The sequence below is a fragment of the Desmonostoc muscorum LEGE 12446 genome (assembly GCF_015207005.2).
GTDB classification, from domain to species: Bacteria; Cyanobacteriota; Cyanobacteriia; order Cyanobacteriales; family Nostocaceae; genus Nostoc; species Nostoc muscorum.
In genome coordinates this window covers 1,923,271-1,941,570 of the sequence record NZ_JADEXS020000001.1, presented here as the reverse complement: position 1 = coordinate 1,941,570, position 18,300 = coordinate 1,923,271, and the positions used below count along the sequence as shown (strand labels likewise).

At 42.7% G+C, this 18,300-nt stretch carries 24 protein-coding genes; 13 read left to right on the top strand and 11 right to left on the bottom strand.

Features of this window, described 5'->3' with window-relative positions; translation table 11 throughout:
- Positions 1-18: 18 nt before the first annotated feature.
- The 6 genes from IQ276_RS08450 to IQ276_RS08425 all read right to left on the bottom strand — a co-directional run bounded on the left by IQ276_RS08450 (position 19) and on the right by IQ276_RS08425 (position 3,902).
- Positions 19-1,497: an ATP-binding protein gene (locus IQ276_RS08450; protein WP_235115530.1), complete on the bottom strand. Its 1,479-nt coding sequence runs from the start codon at positions 1,495-1,497 to the stop codon at positions 19-21.
- Positions 1,494-2,177, bottom strand: a complete 684-nt coding sequence (locus tag IQ276_RS08445) for a response regulator transcription factor (protein ID WP_235115529.1) — start codon at positions 2,175-2,177, stop codon at positions 1,494-1,496. Before IQ276_RS08445 ends, IQ276_RS08450 begins: the two co-directional genes overlap by 4 nt.
- Positions 2,178-2,309: 132 nt before the next feature.
- Positions 2,310-2,714, bottom strand: a complete 405-nt coding sequence (locus IQ276_RS08440; RefSeq protein ID WP_193914848.1) for a hypothetical protein — start codon at positions 2,712-2,714, stop codon at positions 2,310-2,312.
- A gap of 201 nt (positions 2,715-2,915) precedes the next feature.
- The gene (locus IQ276_RS08435; RefSeq protein WP_193914850.1) at positions 2,916-3,185 is read right to left on the bottom strand and encodes a hypothetical protein; all 270 of its coding nucleotides are present in this window, start codon (positions 3,183-3,185) and stop codon (positions 2,916-2,918) included.
- A 78-nt stretch (positions 3,186-3,263) separates the two neighbouring features.
- Positions 3,264-3,557 carry a hypothetical protein gene (locus IQ276_RS08430; protein ID WP_193914852.1) on the bottom strand — a complete coding sequence of 98 codons (294 nt, stop codon included), beginning with the start codon at positions 3,555-3,557 and terminating at the stop codon, positions 3,264-3,266.
- A gap of 3 nt (positions 3,558-3,560) precedes the next feature.
- The gene (locus tag IQ276_RS08425) at positions 3,561-3,902 is read right to left on the bottom strand and encodes a hypothetical protein (protein ID WP_193914854.1); all 342 of its coding nucleotides are present in this window, start codon (positions 3,900-3,902) and stop codon (positions 3,561-3,563) included.
- Positions 3,903-4,126: 224 nt separating this feature from the next.
- Here IQ276_RS08425 and IQ276_RS08420 point away from each other — a divergent pair, with 224 nt between their 5' ends.
- From IQ276_RS08420 to IQ276_RS08390, 7 genes are all read left to right on the top strand, one after another.
- Positions 4,127-4,732, top strand: a complete 606-nt coding sequence (locus IQ276_RS08420; RefSeq protein ID WP_193914856.1) for a tyrosine-type recombinase/integrase — start codon at positions 4,127-4,129, stop codon at positions 4,730-4,732.
- Positions 4,729-4,902, top strand: coding sequence for a hypothetical protein (locus tag IQ276_RS08415; RefSeq protein ID WP_193914858.1), 174 nt, complete (start codon positions 4,729-4,731; stop codon positions 4,900-4,902). The genes IQ276_RS08420 and IQ276_RS08415 overlap by 4 nt, the downstream gene beginning before the upstream one ends.
- A gap of 301 nt (positions 4,903-5,203) precedes the next feature.
- Complete coding sequence (locus IQ276_RS08410) at positions 5,204-5,371, top strand: hypothetical protein (RefSeq protein WP_193914860.1); 168 nt, start codon at positions 5,204-5,206, stop codon at positions 5,369-5,371.
- 3 nt (positions 5,372-5,374) lie between these two features.
- Positions 5,375-5,530 carry a hypothetical protein gene (locus IQ276_RS08405; RefSeq protein ID WP_193914863.1) on the top strand — a complete coding sequence of 52 codons (156 nt, stop codon included), beginning with the start codon at positions 5,375-5,377 and terminating at the stop codon, positions 5,528-5,530.
- Positions 5,531-5,803 carry a hypothetical protein gene (locus tag IQ276_RS08400; protein WP_193914865.1) on the top strand — a complete coding sequence of 91 codons (273 nt, stop codon included), beginning with the start codon at positions 5,531-5,533 and terminating at the stop codon, positions 5,801-5,803.
- Positions 5,804-5,961: 158 nt separating this feature from the next.
- A complete protein-coding gene (locus IQ276_RS08395; RefSeq protein ID WP_235115528.1) occupies positions 5,962-6,837 on the top strand; it encodes an MFS transporter in 876 nt (291 codons plus the stop codon).
- A gap of 22 nt (positions 6,838-6,859) precedes the next feature.
- A complete protein-coding gene (locus IQ276_RS08390) occupies positions 6,860-7,081 on the top strand; it encodes a hypothetical protein (RefSeq protein WP_193914867.1) in 222 nt (73 codons plus the stop codon).
- On the opposite strand, the gene IQ276_RS08385 is transcribed toward IQ276_RS08390, so the two are convergent.
- From IQ276_RS08385 to IQ276_RS08375, 3 genes are all read right to left on the bottom strand, one after another.
- A complete protein-coding gene (locus IQ276_RS08385) occupies positions 7,041-7,337 on the bottom strand; it encodes a hypothetical protein (protein ID WP_228042900.1) in 297 nt (98 codons plus the stop codon). The two genes, IQ276_RS08390 and IQ276_RS08385, sit on opposite strands and share 41 nt — an antisense overlap.
- Before the next feature lie 16 nt (positions 7,338-7,353).
- Positions 7,354-7,992, bottom strand: a complete 639-nt coding sequence (locus IQ276_RS08380) for a Uma2 family endonuclease (RefSeq protein WP_193914869.1) — start codon at positions 7,990-7,992, stop codon at positions 7,354-7,356.
- 269 nt (positions 7,993-8,261) lie between these two features.
- The gene (locus IQ276_RS08375) at positions 8,262-8,897 is read right to left on the bottom strand and encodes a transaldolase family protein (protein WP_190881564.1); all 636 of its coding nucleotides are present in this window, start codon (positions 8,895-8,897) and stop codon (positions 8,262-8,264) included.
- A gap of 39 nt (positions 8,898-8,936) precedes the next feature.
- Here IQ276_RS08375 and IQ276_RS08370 point away from each other — a divergent pair, with 39 nt between their 5' ends.
- The 3 genes from IQ276_RS08370 to IQ276_RS08360 all read left to right on the top strand — a co-directional run bounded on the left by IQ276_RS08370 (position 8,937) and on the right by IQ276_RS08360 (position 12,482).
- Positions 8,937-9,416: a hypothetical protein gene (locus tag IQ276_RS08370; RefSeq protein WP_193914872.1), complete on the top strand. Its 480-nt coding sequence runs from the start codon at positions 8,937-8,939 to the stop codon at positions 9,414-9,416.
- 3 nt (positions 9,417-9,419) lie between these two features.
- The gene (locus IQ276_RS08365; RefSeq protein ID WP_193914873.1) at positions 9,420-9,863 is read left to right on the top strand and encodes a hypothetical protein; all 444 of its coding nucleotides are present in this window, start codon (positions 9,420-9,422) and stop codon (positions 9,861-9,863) included.
- 96 nt (positions 9,864-9,959) lie between these two features.
- Entirely contained in the window at positions 9,960-12,482 is a 2,523-nt protein-coding gene (locus tag IQ276_RS08360) for a cyclic nucleotide-binding domain-containing protein (RefSeq protein WP_193914875.1), read from the top strand.
- Between the two features lie 50 nt (positions 12,483-12,532).
- On the opposite strand, the gene IQ276_RS08355 is transcribed toward IQ276_RS08360, so the two are convergent.
- Both IQ276_RS08355 and IQ276_RS08350 read right to left on the bottom strand, forming a co-directional pair.
- Entirely contained in the window at positions 12,533-13,372 is an 840-nt protein-coding gene (locus tag IQ276_RS08355) for a DUF4351 domain-containing protein (protein ID WP_193914877.1), read from the bottom strand.
- Between the two features lie 35 nt (positions 13,373-13,407).
- On the bottom strand, positions 13,408-14,271 hold the full coding sequence (locus IQ276_RS08350; protein WP_235115527.1) for a DUF4351 domain-containing protein: 864 nt from the start codon (positions 14,269-14,271) through the stop codon (positions 13,408-13,410).
- Between the two features lie 677 nt (positions 14,272-14,948).
- Here IQ276_RS08350 and nifE point away from each other — a divergent pair.
- The 3 genes from nifE to IQ276_RS08335 all read left to right on the top strand — a co-directional run bounded on the left by nifE (position 14,949) and on the right by IQ276_RS08335 (position 18,276).
- Positions 14,949-16,358 carry a nitrogenase iron-molybdenum cofactor biosynthesis protein NifE gene (gene nifE, locus IQ276_RS08345; protein WP_193914879.1) on the top strand — a complete coding sequence of 470 codons (1,410 nt, stop codon included), beginning with the start codon at positions 14,949-14,951 and terminating at the stop codon, positions 16,356-16,358.
- 127 nt (positions 16,359-16,485) lie between these two features.
- The gene (locus tag IQ276_RS08340; protein ID WP_193914880.1) at positions 16,486-17,667 is read left to right on the top strand and encodes a low temperature requirement protein A; all 1,182 of its coding nucleotides are present in this window, start codon (positions 16,486-16,488) and stop codon (positions 17,665-17,667) included.
- 390 nt (positions 17,668-18,057) lie between these two features.
- The gene (locus tag IQ276_RS08335) at positions 18,058-18,276 is read left to right on the top strand and encodes a hypothetical protein (protein ID WP_190881559.1); all 219 of its coding nucleotides are present in this window, start codon (positions 18,058-18,060) and stop codon (positions 18,274-18,276) included.
- Positions 18,277-18,300: the final 24 nt, after the last annotated feature.

Sequence of the window (18,300 nt, the reverse complement as noted above, 5' to 3'; positions counted from 1 at the left end):
TCGCTGTTTCGGTAAGGCTCAGCTTGATGACACAAATTTGTCACTCTGCGGCAAACTAAGGGTAAATGCTGTTTGACCAACAGATGTTGTTGAGTCAAGGGTGAGATCGCCACCATGTGCCCGAACAATTTCACGGGCTAGGCTCAGTCCGAGTCCAATTCCTTCGACTTTGCGGGTGCGGGCACGATCGCCACGATAAAAGCGGTCAAAAAGCCGGGAGCGATCGCTGGCTGGAATATCTTTTGATGCGTTGGTAATTGTGACGTGGAGCGTTGTTTGAGTTTGATGAGCGTGAATTTCTATCCAACCGTTGGGGAGATTATATTTGATGGCGTTACTCAAGAGGTTTTGCAGAACTTGAATCAGGAGATCGCGATCGCTCTGTACTTTTAAACCATCAGGAATATCGCTTTGCACACTCAAATGAGGAGCCAGCAGTTCCACATCCTCTAGCATCTCCATCAGCAACTCAGACATATCCACTTCAACCAAATACAAGCTCATTTGTCCTGCATCTGCCAAAGACAGCAGCAAAAGTTTCCGCATAATGCCGCTCAAGCGGCGCACCTCATCCAAGAGGTTGCTTAAGCGCTGTTGCACTTCCGATCCAGGGTCAACTTGTTGCAGTGTTCGTTCTAGTTCGCCTTGGAGAATGGTTAGTGGGGTTTTCAGTTCGTGAGCAGCATCAGCACTGAAGCGAGAAGCTTGGGTAAAACTGCGTTCCAGGCGTTCCAGCATTTGGTTAAACACGCGAATCAGTTCCACAAATTCAACGTCCGTTGTGCCAATGGGAATCCGCTGATCTAGCCCTTTGACGGTTACCTGTTGAATGACGCCTGTTAATTGATGGATGGGACGCAAGGCACTACCAGCAACTACCCATGCCCCGACGGCAACCAGCAAAAGCGCTCCGGGAATTGATACAAGAAAGATATTGCGAATGCTAGCCATCTCTTGGTTAACGGCTTCTAGGCTAACGGCAATGGCAACCTGAGCATTGGGAAATCGGGCTGCCGCAATCCGCCAAGTTGCTGTCGCTGTTTGCTGGGAGACAAATTGAGGTGGGCGTGGGGGAGGAAAAGGTGGATTTGTATTCTGAGGTCTTGGAGGTCGTTCTCTATTCAGGGACGGTGGCTGAGGTGTCAACCCAATTCGCCCAAGTAACAGACGATTCAAGTCGAGGTCGGCTTGCACTTCATCGGATTGATAAATTCTGTTGCTGTTTGCGTCAAGCACTAACAGTGCAACGGGAGTTTTTGTATTTGTTCCTAAGGTATAGCTTAGTGAGTCTTCGTAGCGCTGCCATCGTTCTGCTTCGGGTGGGCGTTCAGGTGGACGGCTTGCCCGCATTAATTGATTTAACAGTTCTGCGTCAAGGCGGCTGATTTTAGCTTCGTAAATCTGAAACCAAGAGACTGCACCAAATCCAACTAATGCACTTCCAGCTAAACCCGCAGACAACAGGGCAATCCGCAGTCGAAACGAACGGCGTTTCATAGTTTATCGTCTGGCTTGCGAAACCGATATCCAACACCGCGAATGCTTTCAATGGGGTCTGCTTCATCGATGGGGTCAATTTTTTTGCGAATTCGCTGGATACAAACATCAACGACGTTGGTGTTGGGGTTAAAGTCGTAGCCCCAAACGTGTTCTAGGATTTGAGTACGGGTGAAAACTCGTCCGGGAGAGCGCATGAGATATTCCAAGAGATTAAACTCGCGGCTGGTAAGTTCGATCGCTCGTTGATTGTAGGTGACTTCCCGCGTGATGCGATCGAGCTTGAGCGACTCAACCACAAGCAAATTTTGGCGCTCGCCCACACTCCGGCGCACAACTGCATGAATTCGAGCTGCTAGTTCTTCCACAAAAAACGGTTTGGCTATATAGTCATCGGCTCCCAAATTCAAACCGGACAGGCGATCGTCCAGTTCATTACGAGCCGTTAATAAAATCACTGGTGTATTCCGCCCTGAGTGCCGTAATTGTTTGAGAATCGATAGCCCATCCTTACCTGGCACCATGATATCAAGTACGATCGCATCATATTCGTTATCTAATGCCCGCAGATATCCGTCATCACCGTTGTCGCAGTAGTCTACGACAAATCCCTGCTCCTTCAATCCAGCCCGGACGAAGTTAGCAATTTTGGCTTCATCTTCGACAAACAGAATATTCACAAATAATATTGATTACTTGACAATCATGACTCCATTGTAAATTCATTACCTTTGAGTTCAAATTACAAAAATGTAATTTAGAAACCAAGCAAGTTGTAATTTTGAGGTGGCTTAATCAGAATCCCCTAGTGACTAACTGCGATCTCGTTCGTACTCTTGGGCCGTTTCGTACTCACGCTGAAACTGTTCTAGAGCTTCCACTCTTTTAAATAGCTGATCTCTTTGTGAAGTGTTTACGGTTTCTAGTTCGTTGATTTTGGTGGCTACTTGCTTAATCATCAAAAACAATACGTTCTGATCAAGATTAGAAAGTGTCTCAGCGTCTACCAACAGACTGTTCAAAGTTTCACTTGTTGATGTAGTGCATTCTAGGAAATTACCAATAACCTTAAAATCCCAAGTTTCACCATCGACATCTTGGGGATGAATGTAGAAGCTATACTGATTGTTTTGGTCTTTCTGAACTCTAAGCCTAAAATCTATTGCTTTTCCATCGTGTAACTGAAAATAATTTTCTAGTGTAAATTTACTAATCATGCTCAACCTTGAAAAATTAATAAAAGAGTTAGAGAATCTTGGCGAATACTTGCTATCTGTACCTTCAACACTTATAGCCTATTCCGATGATTTGTACGGGTATCCTTGGGGACGAATTCGACTCTTTGGGATACTATGTTTAGGCTTTGCATTTTACTATGGGCTAATTAATTTGATTCTTGAGCTAAAATCAAGCATGAGTTAATCGCGCTTAGGAAGTTTCAAAGAAGCTTTGATTTCCAGAATATCCCGCTCAACAACATCAAAACGTCTGTCTAGTTCATGCAGTAAGTTGTTCAAGCCTTGCTGCATCTGCTCTTGATTTCGGCGGATGTGAACAAAGTCTCTTTCAGCTGCATATTTCTTTTTTTCAGCATTGGCATACCATAAGACCCCGCCCATGACAGTGGTTACAGTTGCCAATATCAAACCGCCCAGAGCGATTAAATCACCTGCTGTGAAACCTTTCATATTTAAAGAGCATCAATTTTAGATTCAATACGTGCTAAATCAGAGTCATAGTCTGGTCCGGTGTAACCTGCCAGCCAATTAGTAGAGGCTTACACGCCATTGATAAATCTCTAGTACTTCCCAAAGATTTCGATTGTCGTAGGTGATAGGGGTATTATTTTGGTCGGTAACAAGATTTCCGTTTTGGTCTGTTAGCTTTCCTTGAAAGTTTTCAAGTGCTTTTAGTACTATTGCAACGAGTAGTTGTTCGGCGTGGTTGGTTGCTGTGGGAGTTAGTCCAACTGCTACCAAATCGGCTTTCTTGATTACCAATTCAGTAGCAGTTTGCACAGCATTAACACCAAATAAATCTTGCAATGTTAATGTCTGCATTTTTTAGTAATCGTCTGGGTCAATAACGTCAGCGTTCTCTAATTCCTTGTCAACCTCAATACTGATAGTATTTCTGAGGTAAATAGCATTGTTCCGAGTAGTAATGCTGGGGCTAAATCCGTCCGTGAGGGCAACCGATTGGGATTGGTCAATGTTTGTTTCTCGTGCAGTCTCGCTTAACGCCTGTTGGGCTTTCAAGTTAATGCCTAAGAGCAAAGATTCAGCAGTGTTGTTGGCATCGGGAGTCAATCCGACTGATGTTAAATCGGACTTTTTGATAACTAGGTCAGTGGATGTTTGAGTTGCGTTAGCTCCAAATACGGCAGTAAGTGATGGTTCAGCCATAAAACTAGATTTTTCCAATAAGTGAATAAATCCGTTTTATGCTGTAGCGAAAATTATGTAAATCTTCTTCTTTTATGTAAAACAAGAACAATCACTGAGGACGTGTAAAGCTTACCCTGATTAGGATAGAGTCGAATTTAGCTAATAGCTGAAAAATAAAATGTTCCGGTTTTACCATGCCAAAAGGTAAAACCGGAACAAGTAAGAAGAGAAATATAGGTCGAATGAAAAACGATAGAGAAGGTCAAGCGGCTATTCTCACAAATGCGGATTACTCGAAAATTCGCGACAAGATTAAAAGCCGCAAATACAAGTTACTTTTTGATTTAGCATGGTACACCGGTGAGCGGTGGGGTGCAATTGTCAAGCTACGAGTAGCTGATGTGTACAACGAAGATGGTACCGCCCGTGAGTATATCAATTTTCGGGCTAGAACACGTAAGGCCAGCCCCAAAAAGAACACTGGCGACAAGCCCAAGTCCCAAAGGAAAAATCGACAAGTACCAGTGCATCCAGTTTTAGCTGAGCTATTGCTTTCATATAAACCAGAGTTTGATTGTCCGTGGTTATTCCCTTGCCGAACTTTTGATCGGCCGATTACTCTGCGATGGGCTGATGATATTTTACGTAGCGCGGTTGAAAAAGCTGGATTATCAGCCAAAGGCATCTCAACCCATTCTACCCGCCGGACTTTCATCACCAATTTGGCGGACAAGGGTATCAATTTAGCAACTATTAAAAAAATTACTGGTCACACCGATTTAAAGGTGCTTTCCCGCTATATCGAAGTCTCAGACGAGGACGTTAAACGAGCGATCGCAATTCTATGAACAATGCTTTATTTGTGAGAATTGAATTTTTCTATTGCCAACTCCAAGCCGGCTGCTATGACCACCCATTCGATTTGGCAGTGGCACTGGAGGCATTGAGCAATCAGGCTTGGGATGAAGTTGAGTTACTCTACCCAGACCTACTACCCAAAACTGAACCGAAAGAATAACTTGAAACCTGTCATGCTCAACGCGTAGGCGCAGCCCGCCGCAGGCATCGCCATAAGACCAACTTGGTGGCGATCGCCACTTTCAATCAACACCAAATTGTCATCAGATGACAGAACTGGGTTGATTGAAGCGCTAATTAATCAGATCCGTTGGGGTCAAAATCAATTCGTTACCGAGGGAGAATTGCCTATGCAGCAATAAATTTATCAGACGTTTCTTGGATTTTATATAGGGAAGTCACGACTCGTGACTGGTCTTGGTTGCGAGTCGTGTTTTTTTTGAAAAAAAGGAATTTCATTTATGCAATCTAACCTTACTCATAAGCCGTGGGCAATTGTCTGCACGACTGAGACTTGTAAGCCTGAACCTTTTGCACGGTATTTTAACCGTTTTGATGCCGAACAACAGCTGATTTTTTTACGTAAAAAAGTCCCAGATGCTCATTTTGTTTTGGTATTTGAGGAGTAAGAGATGACACGATCAGCACCTTGGGCTGTATTGCAGGTGAATCTTCATCAACCCACCATTGTCAAACGGTTTAAAACCTTTTGGAATGCCATACATTATGCAGCAACCCTAAGGGAAGATTCACCAGGCGTTGAGTTTGATGTCAGGTTTTTGAAATAAATGGACAACCAAACAATCATTGAACAACTCAACTTATCACAACTACTTTCTGCATGTGAGTTGTTGGTAATTTGTTTGCAAAATCCTGAGTATACCTGGGACATGGAAGACTCGGAATCCTTTTTCGACTTGCCAGAGGTGGTTATTAACTACTGCGGTAGCCTTACATACAACGAGCGCCTGAAGTTTCTAGCCAAAATTGCTAACACCTTGGTGAAAGAACAAGAAGCTGCTGCTGCCATGCCCAAACAGCTTGAATTGCCCGTGGGGTGATTCAAGGAAGAAAGAGAATCATTTGAACATCTGACCCAGGAGGAACCTGACCCCGATGACATCCCTTTTAACCCAGGGGACGTTTCGGTGTTGCTGGAAACGTCCCCTGGCAATTTTTAGCTGAGTTTTTAGCGATCGCAGTTGCTGTTAAGGAGGAAGTGCGATCGCTGGATGTCGAACATCGTTTGCTACAAGGAATTGGCGCGGCTCCTTTGCTTTCTTTGAGTATCACCTTAATCGGCGATTTATATATAGGAGATAGACGTACTGAAGCAATGGGTTACATTGCTAGTATCAGCAGTGTCGGCACCGCAACTTATCCCATAATTGGTGGTACATTGGCAACAATAGGTTGGTATTATCCCTTTATGCTGCCGATATTAGCGATTCCTCTGGGGTTGCTGGTGTTATTGGGACTCAAGAATCCAGAACCGCAAGGCGATCGCAATTTAAAACAATATTTAAGGAATGCGGTAAAAGTCCTCAAAAATCGCCAATTATTCGGACTTTTTATTGTCAGTGCAGCTAACTTTGTTTTCCTTTATGGTGCTTATGTCACCTATTTACCACAGCTACTTAACGATACCTTTAAAGCGCCACCTAGTATCATTGGATTGTTACTTTCTAGTGTTTCTCTATCAATTACTATTGCATCTTCCCAGTTAGGCAGATTAACTAGGAGATTTCCCGCCACTAATTTAATTAGTGCATCCTATGTTTTTTACGCTTTAGCGATGTTAATTATTCCTTTTGTGCCAAATCTCTGGTTACTATTAATCCCCAGCATAATTTTTGGGATTGGTCTTGGCATTGGTTTTCCTAGTATCCAAACACTGTTAGCAGATTTAGCACCAAAAGAATATTTGGCGACAATCATATCAGTGAACGGGACATTCTTCGGTTTAGGGCAAACATTAGGACCGCTGTTGATGGGCTATGCCTTTGGTTTCGGCGGCATTAGTAGCGTATATTATGCGGCGACGGGTTTTGCAGTTGTGATATTTTTTGTATTTAGGTATTGCACTTGTATCTAAGTTGCAGGTCGATGCATCTAAGGTGCAGGGCGATGCATCAAAGGTGCGGGGCGATGCATCAAAGGTGCGGGGCGATGCATCAAAGGTGCGGGGCGATGCATCTAAGTTGCAGGGCGATGCATCTAAGTTGCAGGGCGATGCATCTAAGTTGCAGGGCGATGCATCAAAGGTGCAGGGCGATGCATCAAAGGTGCAGGGCAATATTAAGAAGTTAAAGTCTTCTCAATGCGACGGTCGGGGATGAGCCACATAACTGCGACCAAAATGTATAATACACAGGCAAGCCAGGAATTTAGAAAAGCAAGTGGAATTGCTACAGCATAAATAACCACCGATACTTTTCCTTTGAAGTCTCGACCGACTGCGATCGCCAAAGCAGAATCACTGCCATGATGATAAATTAAAGCACGGGTAAGGATGAAGTAAGCCATTCCATTTAACAGCAAAACCTGTACTTTATCGTACCAAGTAGCCGCCGTTGATAAAAATTCTCTGGGCAATTATCCTTGATAGTCCCTAATTTTCACTCGCTAATTTCCGCCGCAATTGGCGAATGGCTGCGCTGGTATTTCGCTCGTAGGCAATTTGCAAATACTCTGTAATTACTTCTGATACATTAATATTTGGGAAATAGTGACTGCTAGTTTCAACAATGTAGCGATCGCCTTGCAATCTGTAAATCACCAACTGGTTCTTTCTCAACAACCAAACTTCTGGTACTCGATAAGGCAGGTAATCATTAACATCCGTGTAGCTGGTGATGTCTACCTCAATTACCAAGTCAGGTGATGGATCTACGCCCCAATTGATGCGATTTTTACCTGCAATTGCTTCCCAGTTTTCGATATAAAAACAGTAGTCTGGTTCTATACCACTTTCCTGTGGCAATTCCATTGTAATTGGGGTAAATGACTCATATTCGCGTTGGAGATAATCAAGCAAAACTTTGACTAAATCTGCAACTACACTTACTTTTCGCCCATGTTCTGGTAGCGGTGCCATCAAAAGAATTTCTCCATCTCGATACTTAATCCGAGGCGAGGAGCGATCGCCTAGTTGCTGATTTAGTGCTTGATAGTCTTGCCAACTTCCCGGCAGGCGGACTACCGCGCCTGGGGGCAAATGGATTGTATCTGGTGTGACAACAGCAAACATTGTACTGACATCTCCACTGTAATGTTTAGCTTAACTACTGCGACTGAAAAATACAGCAGCTAGGACAATCAAACCTAAAAGCACTAAAGGAACCCAGAGATTAGGGATATCTGACAAACTCATATTTACAGCACATTTCAAGTTAATGAAGTATACCATCTAGGTCTGGTAGCTAGACCTAGAGCCTTATTCTAATTCTGTTAGCGCAGCGGGCGTAGCCCATTCTGACGATCGGCGGAGCGTCTCCGGCTCCGCTCCTGAATTCTGAATTATTCTAAACCGATACCTCTTTCGGCAAATTCTTCAACAGTCTTTTGTGATAATTCATGAGTAGCGATCGCCTGCAACATTGCCAATGGTAAAGTTAAATGATGCGCTCCGGCTTGCAATGAAGCGGCTGCTTCTTGGGGAGATTTAATACTAGCTGCTAAAATTTCCGTGTCGCTACCTTGGAGTACACTAGCCATCTCCCGGACTAAGCCAATACCATCACCTAACAACCTGGTAGCGCGATTAACATAAGCTATAGCGATTTTTGCTCCGGCTTCCCGTGCGACTACTGCTTGCGCTGCACTATAAATTGCTGTCACCGAACAGGTGATTTCTGAGGACAAACTTGCTACTACTTCAAACCCTAACGGTGTTGCGGGAATCTTCAAAATTGTTTGCGAACCAATAATCTCGAAAGCTTTTCTACCTTCAGCCAACATTCCCGCTTTATCAGATGCCATCAGTTGATAGTATAACGGCCCGTTTGTCAAGGTAACTAATTTTTTTAGCGTAGTTTCTGGTGGGGTATCACTTTGAGCTAAAAGCGTGGGATTAGTTGTAATACCCTTTACCCAACCCCAATGCTTGACTATTTCAGCTTCCGATGCGATCGCCGAGTCTAGATATAATGCCATAATTTTCCTGAATCGATTGTCAAAATTAGTTCATCAGATGTGCAACTTAGACTTTCTTATTTAACAAAATATCCTCCACTATTTCCTAGCCCTTGGCATACTATTGATTCAGGGCTGCCATCCGCAGGGAGTTCAGCATCGGGATATTTTCCGAATCTATATCCCGAAGATATTCTTAATTATATTCAACGTAACGAGCTTTTCTTTGATGGCAAAAAGTGGAGATATCAAACACCTGACAAAAAAGTGTTTACACCTAATGGTGAGTACAATTTTGTAGTACAGGGAGGCAAGATATATATAGCAAGGCAAAAATTTGCTTTGGGAGGTCATATTGATATTGCAAGAGGTAACAACGTTGATTTTGCAGGTCAAATCCCCTTTGGACACAATAAAAACAATAAAGGTCAAATTAAGTACTGGAATAATATTTCTGGACACTACAAACCATCAGCTAATTCAGCAGGTAACGCAGGTTTGCCATTAGACCTTTTCATACCGTATGATTTTTTACAATAACTTATGAATGATAATATTCAACAGTTAATACACACCAGCATTTATAAATCCTTATCTTCTAATGAAGAAAAGGTAATTTTGGAGTATTTGAAGTCAATACCTGAAGTTGAAGCATATGTAATTATTAAGAGCATGGTTGAACACAAAAGTCAAATTACTATTGCAATGGCCAAGAAGGTTTTGCACACAAAAAATTATGTAACAGAATTGTTCAAAGATGGAATTTTAAAATCTAATGCTCAATCTATTAAGCTCTGGTTAGAATTTGCAATTCCGAAGCTGGGATTTAAATCAGTAGTAAGATTGATTGAAGATTTGAATGATGATACTAATAGATTGATAGAAAAAGCAGTGTACTGGCTTCCTCTATTTATTTCTGAGAATGAAAAAAAGTCTTGGAACTTACTACAGAATTTAAGGGAAAAGGTAAAGTGTAGGCAGGTCTGAACTTGATTGTGAATTCTGAATTGAGAATTTTGAATTCTTGACCCAGGTTTCAAGGGATAATTCCCTTAATACGACAACCTGCACGGAGAACCGAATATGACATCTCCAACGGTTACATGGCTACAAGAGCGCACGACTTTAGGAATTCTCTCACCTGAGGTGTTAAATGCGATCGCCCAAGTTATGGAAGAACAAGTTGTACCAGCACAAGTAAACCTTGTTGAAGAAGGTACTTCCCCAGAAGCACTTTACATTCTCAAAGATGGTCAACTTGAATGCGACAATACCGATCACAGGAACTCAGCTTTAGTTCGTGGATTCCTTCCCGGAGAAGTGATTCACCTCCAAGAGTTGGTATTAGATGAGTTAGCCACATTCACAATTGTTACCCTCACAGAATGTCACTTGTGGGTTGTACCCGCTGAAAAATTTCGGGAATTAGTCAGCCAATACCCGGAAATTGCTCAGGCTTTTTCCCGCCAATTGGCTCAAGAATTAGCTCAAGCCACGTCTGCACTTGGCTATGAACAAGAACGTTCCGTAGCTTTGCGACCATATTTAGTCACCAAAGCGCAACGGGGAATTGTCGGTACAAGTCGCTATGCTGTACGTCTGCGGGAGCAAATTCGAGAAGCCGCTAATGACCGCAAGTCAGTGGATATTTTCGGCGAACCAGGGTTAGAAAAAGACAACATCGCAGCTTTAATTCACTTTGGTTCTCCCAAAAGGCGAGAACCAATTATTAAAGTGAATTGTGGTATTTTGCAAACCAGTGGTGCAGATTTATTTGGTCGCCTCGGCGGTAAACCAGGATTCTTGGAATGGCTCGGAGAAGGTACTCTCGTTCTCAACAATATTCAAGACTTACCCCAAGAGTTATTACCTGCTGTGACGCAGTTGCTAAAAACTGGCACATATACCCCCGTGACTCGTTCAGGAGAACCAGAAGCCGAACCTCGTCCTAGCAGAGCCAGAATTCTCATTGTTTCCGAAAAAACTCTGCCAAGAATTGATCGCTCTGTTGGTCACATTATTAAAGTACCACCACTACGGTTGCGGAAAACTGATATTCAAGCCCAGGTGGAATATTACACCAGTCTCTACATTCGGGCTAGAGGCATTCCCAAACCGCACATCACCCCAGAAGCTTTGCGCCGCTTACAGTCTTATGATTTCCCTGGTAATCTCAAAGAATTAAAAAATCTGGTTGAAAGAGCGATCGTCCAAGCTGAAAATGCTAGTGAATTAACAGAAGAAATTTTTTGGCCAGCCGAAACCAAGAAAAAGCGATTTCGAGTCAATCTTTTAAATGTTTATCCTGATTTACGCAAATTTTTACGGAGTGCTTGGTGGCCAGACCGCATTAATTATGGTTTTACTGCAACAGCTTTTGCAATTATTGTTGCGGTATTATTTATTGGACCACAAACCCGCGATCGCAATTTTGTCTTAAATTTATTTTGGGCTTGGTGGTGGCCTTTCTTTCTATTTCTCTTTCCTTTTTTGGGACGTATCTGGTGTTCTGTTTGTCCCTTCATGATTTACGGAGAAATTACCCAAAAGTTATCTTTATGGTTATGGCCTCGAAAACTGAAGCGCTGGCCCAGACAGCAAGCTGAGAAGTGGGGCGGATGGTTTGTGTTTGGTTTGTTCACCCTGATTTTCTTATGGGAAGAACTCTGGCATTTAGAAAATACAGCTTACCTGAGTGCATGTTTGCTGTTATTAATTACCGCTGGGGCGATGATTTTCTCCGCCATTTTTGAGCGGCGATTTTGGTGTCGATATCTCTGCCCCATAGGTGGCATGAATGGTTTATTTGCCAAACTTTCAATGACGGAGCTTCGGGCACAACAAGGCATTTGTTCTGCCAGTTGTACCACCTATCAATGCTATAAAGGTGGACCACAAAAAGGTGAAGGAATGGAAACAAATGGATGTCCTTTGTATTCTCACCCAGCGCAGTTAGAAGATAACAGAGATTGCGTTTTGTGCATGACTTGTCTCAAAGCCTGTCCCCATCGTTCCGTAGAATTCAACTTGCGTCCCCCTGGTATTGAATTGTGGACAACCCATGTACCCCGCGCCTATGAAGTGGCATTGTTGTTTTTGCTGTTAGGTGGAGTATATCTGCATCGTTTGCCAGAGTTGCAATCTTGGTTAGGCTTACAACTAGATTTAACTAATTTTTGGCAACACTTAGGATTATCACTGCTAGTGTTAATTATCCCAGTGGCTTTTGCCTTGGTGGCTTATGGCTTGCTGAAACTGTTCAACTTTAACCGTAAACCAAAATCATTTGTAGAGCTTGCCTATGGCTATTTACCATTGGTTTTGGGGGCGAACTTGGCTCATTATCTGCGTTTGGGCTTGAGTGAAGGCGGACGGATTTTACCTGTGACTTTTGCTACTCTTGGTTTGAATGGCGAACAACTGCCAATGTTGATTGCTCATCCTGCTGTGATTAGTTTTTTGCAAGGTGTAACTTTAATATTCTCAGTGTTATTAACGATATTGTTAACGCAAAAAATTGCACGGCAATCCTTGAGTTCGCTTCTTGGGCAACATTTAGCAGCGATCGCTTTTGGTGTTAGTATGTGGGCAATTATTGTCTTGTAACAACAATCCCAAATTCTTTGACTTTGCCTGGTTTAGTGCTAAGAGTTTTGCTACTCTAATGTATTAAACCAGGCTTCTAGATCGGCGATCGCCTGAAAATCCAACAAAGCTTCACTAAGATTTTCTAATTGTTCTAAGGAGAGAGTTTCAATCCGCTCTAGCACCTCTTGGGGTAATTCTCCCACGCGTCGAGTAAGTTGACGGAGAATCAGCAATTGTCCTTCTGCTTTTCGTCCTTCTTCCCGTCCTCGTTGTTCTCCTTCTCTGAGAATTTCTTGATAAATTACTGACTCGCGCATCATACCCTCCCGAAATAGTTGTCGAATCAAGTCCTGATTGTATTTTAGTCCCGCTAAGATTTGGGTGTAAGCAGAAATTTCTGGTCGTTGTCTTGGCTCAAGTTGATTAACTTTGGTTACTACTTCTTGTAACAAGGCTTGGGGTTGGGTGGTTGCTGCCAGTGGTGCTAGCGGTAATAAAGCGGCGTCATTCAGGAATGGTTCGGGATTTTCTTCCCACATGCAAATCACCCGATATTCATGACGAGTAGTTTCGACTTCAAAGGCAGTTTCAATTACCGTTTCTGGCGCAGGCGGAAGTAATAACACGACAACTTGCGTTATCGGTAGGCGATACAAACGATACAACCGCACCCAATAATCTAGCATCCGCAAGGGTAGTGGCGGTGTAGATTCTAGTTTGGTTTGAAATTCTAGGTGAAGAATGCGTCCTTGTAGCTGTAAAAATGTGACATAATCAGCGCGAATTGGTTCAATGCTCAATTCGGTTTTCAGGACTTTGACATCAGTTTGCGGTGTACCCAAAACCCAACTAGCAAAAGGTTCTGGATATTTTTCCGACAGGAGTTTGCAGAGGTTATCAAAGGACATTGACGATTGACACAGAGACTAGATTTAATTAGTTGCTACTGTAATGTATTAAACCAGGCTTCTAGATCGGCGATCGCCTGAAAATCCAACAAAGCTTCACCAAGATTTTCTAATTGTTCTAAGGAGAGAGTTTCAATCCGCTCTAGCACCTCTTGGGGTAATTCTCCCACGCGTCGAGTCAGCAGACGGAGAATCAGCAATTGCCCTTCTGCTTTTCGTCCTTGTTCCCGTCCTTGTTCCCGTCCTCGTTGTTCTCCTCGTTGTTCTCCTTCTCTGAGAATTTCTTGATAAATTACTGACTCGCGCATCATACCCTCCCGAAATAGTTGTCGAATCAAGTCCTGATTGTATTTTAGTCCCGCTAAGATTTGGGTGTAAGCAGAAATTTCTGGTCGTTGTCTTGGCTCAAGTTGATTAACTTTGGTTACTACTTCTTGTAACAAGGCTTGGGGTTGGGTGGTTGCTGCCAGTGGTGCTAGCGGTAATAAAGCGGCGTCATTCAGGAATGGTTCGGGATTTTCTTCCCACATACAAATCACCCGATATTCATGACGAGTAGTTTCGACTTCAAAGGCAGTTTCAATTACCGTTTCTGGCGCAGGCGGAAGTAATAACACGACAACTTGCGTTATCGGTAGGCGATACAAACGATACAACCGCACCCAATAATCTAGCATCCGCAAGGGTAGTGGCGGTGTAGATTCTAGTTTGGTTTGAAATTCTAGGTGGAGAATGCGTCCTTGTAGCTGTAAAAATGTGACATAATCAGCGCGAATTGGTTCAATGCTCAATTCGGTTTTCAGAACTTTGACATCAGTTTGCGGTGTACCCAAAACCCAACTAGCAAAAGGTTCTGGATATTTTTCCGATAGGAGTTTGCAGAGGTTATCAAAGGACATTTAACACAGTGGCGATCGCTAATAGATGAAGTTTAATATTTCAGTAGATTTTTAGCAATTTATGCACAACCGTTTAGATAGTCGTTATTTTATTTTGTAAACTTTTTTCCTATCTGGATTCTTGAGCGATCGCACAAATATACCAGGTGTAATATTTCAAGTAAACCAGCTGTTCTCGGATATAATTTTACTATTATGTTAGCTAAGCTACATTATCCAAATCTGTTAAATATTTAGCATACAAAGTATTTGTATAGCAAATAATTAAAAAAGCAAATTATTTGATAATCTATATGTTATGCTGACATTAAAGAAGCTAGAAATAGCAAAAGCATTAACAGGTCTTTCTTCGGAAACGGGATATGTGAGGGGAGTTGGCTGTTTCACCTGAAAGTGCTAATCGTTCAGTCACGGTTTTTTGTCACTCTTTGAAGAAGGCAAAAAGCAAAAAGTATTCATACTAGTCTGCACATCTTACTGTAACTTTCACTTTGGGGGAGTAGGGAGATGGGGAAATGGGGAGAATAATAACTGCTAACTCCTGTACAGACAAGGGTTAACCCTTGTCTGCACCCACTCTCAATGCCCTACCCTGCGGTATCTCTGCACTCTTTTGGTCACACTGTCTGATACATCACTTTACCTTTTTTGTATTCATCTCCAGCGCGAGGAAAGACATGAAAAATAGTCAAGTAACAATCAACGAACTAGTTAACGAGACAGCCTGCAAACATAACCGAAAAAAATCGGATGACAAGAAAAAACTATCTTGCAAAAACTTACCACAACCAGGTGCAACCCAAGGGAATTGTCCTTTTGATGGGGCAATGGTTTCTGTGGGAGCAATTACTGATGCTGTTCATTTAGTACATGGCCCAGTTGCCTGCACTCATAACCCTTGGGCAACTCATGGTAGCCTTTCATCAGGCTCTCAACTATACCAAACTGCTTTTACTACTGACTTTGGTGAGAGTAATGTGGTTTTTGGTGGTGAAAAGAAGCTTTACAAAGCCATTCTGGAAATTGCTCAACGCTATAATCCTCCAGCTATCTTTGTCTATGCTACTTGTGTCACTGCTTTGATTGGTGATGATATCGATAGTATCTGTAAACTGGCTGCAAATAAAGTTGGGATTCCAGTTATTTATGTCGATTCACCGGGATTCCTTGGGAGTAAAAATTTAGGTAACCGCATCGGCAATGAAACTTTATTGAATTCTGTCATAGGTACGGGAGAACCAGAATTTACTACGCCATTCGATATTAATCTTGTTGGTGACTATAACGTTGCAGGTGAAACGTGGAATGTTTTACCACTGTTACAGAAATTAGGGATTCGCGTTCTCTCCAAAATTACAGGTGATGCTCGTTATCAAGAAGTTTGCTATGCTCATCGTGCCAAATTGAATGTAGTGCTTTGCTCAAATGTAGCAATACAAATGGCACAAACAATGGAAGAACGTTATGGAATTCCCTATATAGAAGAATCTTTCTATGGTGTGGAAAACCTTAATCATTGCTTGCGAAATATTGCAGCAACATTAGGCGAATTTCTTGGGGATAGTTTCGCTGCACGCGAACTTCAAGAACGTGCAGAACGATTAATAACAGAAGAAACCGCAGCCCTAGATATTGCCTTAGCTCCCTATCGTTCTCAGTTGAAAGGCAAGCGGATTGTTCTTTCTACTGGTGGTGTAAAAACTTGGTCACTTATTTTAGCCGCCAAAGACTTAGGAATGGAAGTTATTGCTACTACTGAAGGAAAGACTTCAGAAGAAGAGAAAGCCAAAATTAGGCAATTCCTTGGCCAAGATGGCATTGTTTTGTCCCAAGGAACTCCCCAGGTATTACTACAAGTACTCAAGGATACAAAAGCTGATGTGTTGATTGCTGGGGCTGGTAATCAATACACAGCATTGAAAGCACAAATTCCTTTTTTGGATATTAACCATGAACGTCATCATGCCTATGCTGGTTATACGGGGCTGGTAGAACTGGCACGGGAATTGCATGAAGCCTTGTATAGTCCTGTGTGGGAACAAGTCAGAAAACCTGCTCCTTGGGATGAAAAAATTAGTAACGGATAGTTATTAGGGACTTCCAAAAAATAAATTGTCCCAAATTATTTGTACATTTGTAGGGGCGCACAGCTGTGCGCCCCTACGATGGGATGTTTTTTTATTGGAAGTCCCTTAGCTATTCGCTCTTAGCACTATGGCAAATTTTATCCAACCGCCAAGGTTACGTATTGGTGAAGAAACTGAAGAAGAACGACATGCCACCTGGCTAGAACTTTTTTATGATTTGGTGTTTGTAGTTGCAGTTTCTCAACTCGCTCACAATCTCAATGAAGATATCTCACTTTCAGGATTATTCGGGTTTGTTGTTTTATTTATACCTGTTTGGTGGTCATGGATTGGTACTACATTTTACGCCAACCGCTTTGATAGTGATGATATTGCACATCGCCTGCTGATTGGTGTACAAATGCTGACAGCAGCAGCAATGGCTGTGAACATACACCACGGTTTAGGCGAAAGTTCTCCTGGTTTTGCCCTTTCCTATGCTCTCGGTCGGGCTGTGCTGGTGATAGAATACGTCCGTGCTGGAATACACATCCCTTCTGCACGTCCTTTGACGACTCGCTACGCAATTGGTTTTGCGATCGCCGCTTTGCTTTGGTTAATTTCGGTATTTATACCCATTCCTTGGCGATTCGCACTCTGGACATTAGCGATCGTTATTGACTTTGCCACACCCTTAACAGCACGCAAGTTTCAACTAGGATTACTCCCCCACGCTTCGCATTTACCAGAACGTTTCGGACTGTTTACGATTATTGTTTTGGGCGAAGCAATTATTGCGGTGGTTAATGGTGTTTCTCAGCAGAAATGGGATGTTTTAACCGTAATTTCCGCCGTGTTTGGTTTAATTATTGCTTTTAGTTGGTGGTGGGTCTATTTTGATAATCTGGGTGGTAAACCGATTGAGATAGCCCGGGCACACGGAAAAGTTGGTGTTGTCAATCTCTGGCTTTACACTCATTTACCCCTAGTGATTGGGATTGCTGCGGCTGGAGTCGGAGTAGAACAAATCTTGTTGAGTAAACCAACTTTAGCCTTACCGGATTCCCAGCGATGGCTCATCTGCGGTTCAGTAGCATTATGCTCCCTAGCTGTCAGTATTCTCCATAGATTTGGGGTGATTCGTTATTGCCAAATCCGTTCCCAGTACCGACTTGGGGGTGCAGTTGTGTTGGTGGCGATCGCCATTTTTGGCAAAGGTTTGTTACCTGTCACAGTCATCACCCTTGTAGCCGTAGTTTCTGCTCTCCAAGTCGTTCAGGATTTGTATCAAAGTCGTCCCACCACCCGCTTAGCTGACCCAGAAATCTAGCTTTTAGTCCAATGTTCACCTTTGTAGGGGCGCACAGATGTGCGCCCCTACGACGTATTTAGTTTGAAACACATCTATCTTAAGAAATACTTTATTTAGAAAATAAATAAATATTTATATAGTTGTTTAAAGATTGTGTAATCTCAGCACTGAAGCCCCATGCTGTAAAGCTTGAAACTCAACCCATTACCGTCTATCCCAGGTGACAGAACCAAAGGAAGAATGTCAACATTAGGACATGTACCTTTGGGGAGTGAAGTCAAGTAGGTGAAATATTTATTAATATTATTAATAGATGAGTGTAAATTTAGCCTCAGGAGTCAGAAAAAGTTCCTCAAGGCAGGTATTTCTCATCAATCACCAGATTCTTCACCAACGGAGTAGAAGATTATGAACGACCAAAAACCATCAGAGTCTAAGGAATTCGTCGGAAATCTCAAGAATGGGATTTGGCTGTTTGGTTTGTCATCTTGGGTATTTGGGATTACAGATCGCAGTATTGCTTCATTTGCAGATGGCTATCTATCAGCTTTAGATTTGACGCAACTATTCACAGCGGCGACGTTCTTTGTAGCATGGCTATTTTTAAAGCCTGCATCCAGAGTTTAAGGGCGGCGACTGCTTGAGTATCCA

What these genes read in the sequence shown, in the direction of transcription:
- IQ276_RS08450 (WP_235115530.1), bottom strand. Translation starts at nt 1,497, where the DNA reads ATGAAACGCCGTTCGTTTCGACTGCGGATTGCCCTGTTGTCTGCGGGT.
- IQ276_RS08440 (WP_193914848.1), bottom strand. Translation starts at nt 2,714, where the DNA reads ATGATTAGTAAATTTACACTAGAAAATTATTTTCAGTTACACGATGGA.
- IQ276_RS08435 (WP_193914850.1), bottom strand. Translation starts at nt 3,185, where the DNA reads ATGAAAGGTTTCACAGCAGGTGATTTAATCGCTCTGGGCGGTTTGATA.
- IQ276_RS08430 (WP_193914852.1), bottom strand. Translation starts at nt 3,557, where the DNA reads ATGCAGACATTAACATTGCAAGATTTATTTGGTGTTAATGCTGTGCAA.
- IQ276_RS08425 (WP_193914854.1), bottom strand. Translation starts at nt 3,902, where the DNA reads ATGGCTGAACCATCACTTACTGCCGTATTTGGAGCTAACGCAACTCAA.
- IQ276_RS08420 (WP_193914856.1), top strand. Translation starts at nt 4,127, where the DNA reads ATGAAAAACGATAGAGAAGGTCAAGCGGCTATTCTCACAAATGCGGAT.
- IQ276_RS08415 (WP_193914858.1), top strand. Translation starts at nt 4,729, where the DNA reads ATGAACAATGCTTTATTTGTGAGAATTGAATTTTTCTATTGCCAACTC.
- IQ276_RS08410 (WP_193914860.1), top strand. Translation starts at nt 5,204, where the DNA reads ATGCAATCTAACCTTACTCATAAGCCGTGGGCAATTGTCTGCACGACT.
- IQ276_RS08405 (WP_193914863.1), top strand. Translation starts at nt 5,375, where the DNA reads ATGACACGATCAGCACCTTGGGCTGTATTGCAGGTGAATCTTCATCAA.
- IQ276_RS08400 (WP_193914865.1), top strand. Translation starts at nt 5,531, where the DNA reads ATGGACAACCAAACAATCATTGAACAACTCAACTTATCACAACTACTT.
- IQ276_RS08380 (WP_193914869.1), bottom strand. Translation starts at nt 7,992, where the DNA reads ATGTTTGCTGTTGTCACACCAGATACAATCCATTTGCCCCCAGGCGCG.
- IQ276_RS08375 (WP_190881564.1), bottom strand. Translation starts at nt 8,897, where the DNA reads ATGGCATTATATCTAGACTCGGCGATCGCATCGGAAGCTGAAATAGTC.
- IQ276_RS08365 (WP_193914873.1), top strand. Translation starts at nt 9,420, where the DNA reads ATGAATGATAATATTCAACAGTTAATACACACCAGCATTTATAAATCC.
- IQ276_RS08360 (WP_193914875.1), top strand. Translation starts at nt 9,960, where the DNA reads ATGACATCTCCAACGGTTACATGGCTACAAGAGCGCACGACTTTAGGA.
- IQ276_RS08355 (WP_193914877.1), bottom strand. Translation starts at nt 13,372, where the DNA reads ATGTCCTTTGATAACCTCTGCAAACTCCTGTCGGAAAAATATCCAGAA.
- IQ276_RS08350 (WP_235115527.1), bottom strand. Translation starts at nt 14,271, where the DNA reads ATGTCCTTTGATAACCTCTGCAAACTCCTATCGGAAAAATATCCAGAA.
- nifE (WP_193914879.1), top strand. Translation starts at nt 14,949, where the DNA reads ATGAAAAATAGTCAAGTAACAATCAACGAACTAGTTAACGAGACAGCC.
- IQ276_RS08340 (WP_193914880.1), top strand. Translation starts at nt 16,486, where the DNA reads ATGGCAAATTTTATCCAACCGCCAAGGTTACGTATTGGTGAAGAAACT.
- IQ276_RS08335 (WP_190881559.1), top strand. Translation starts at nt 18,058, where the DNA reads ATGAACGACCAAAAACCATCAGAGTCTAAGGAATTCGTCGGAAATCTC.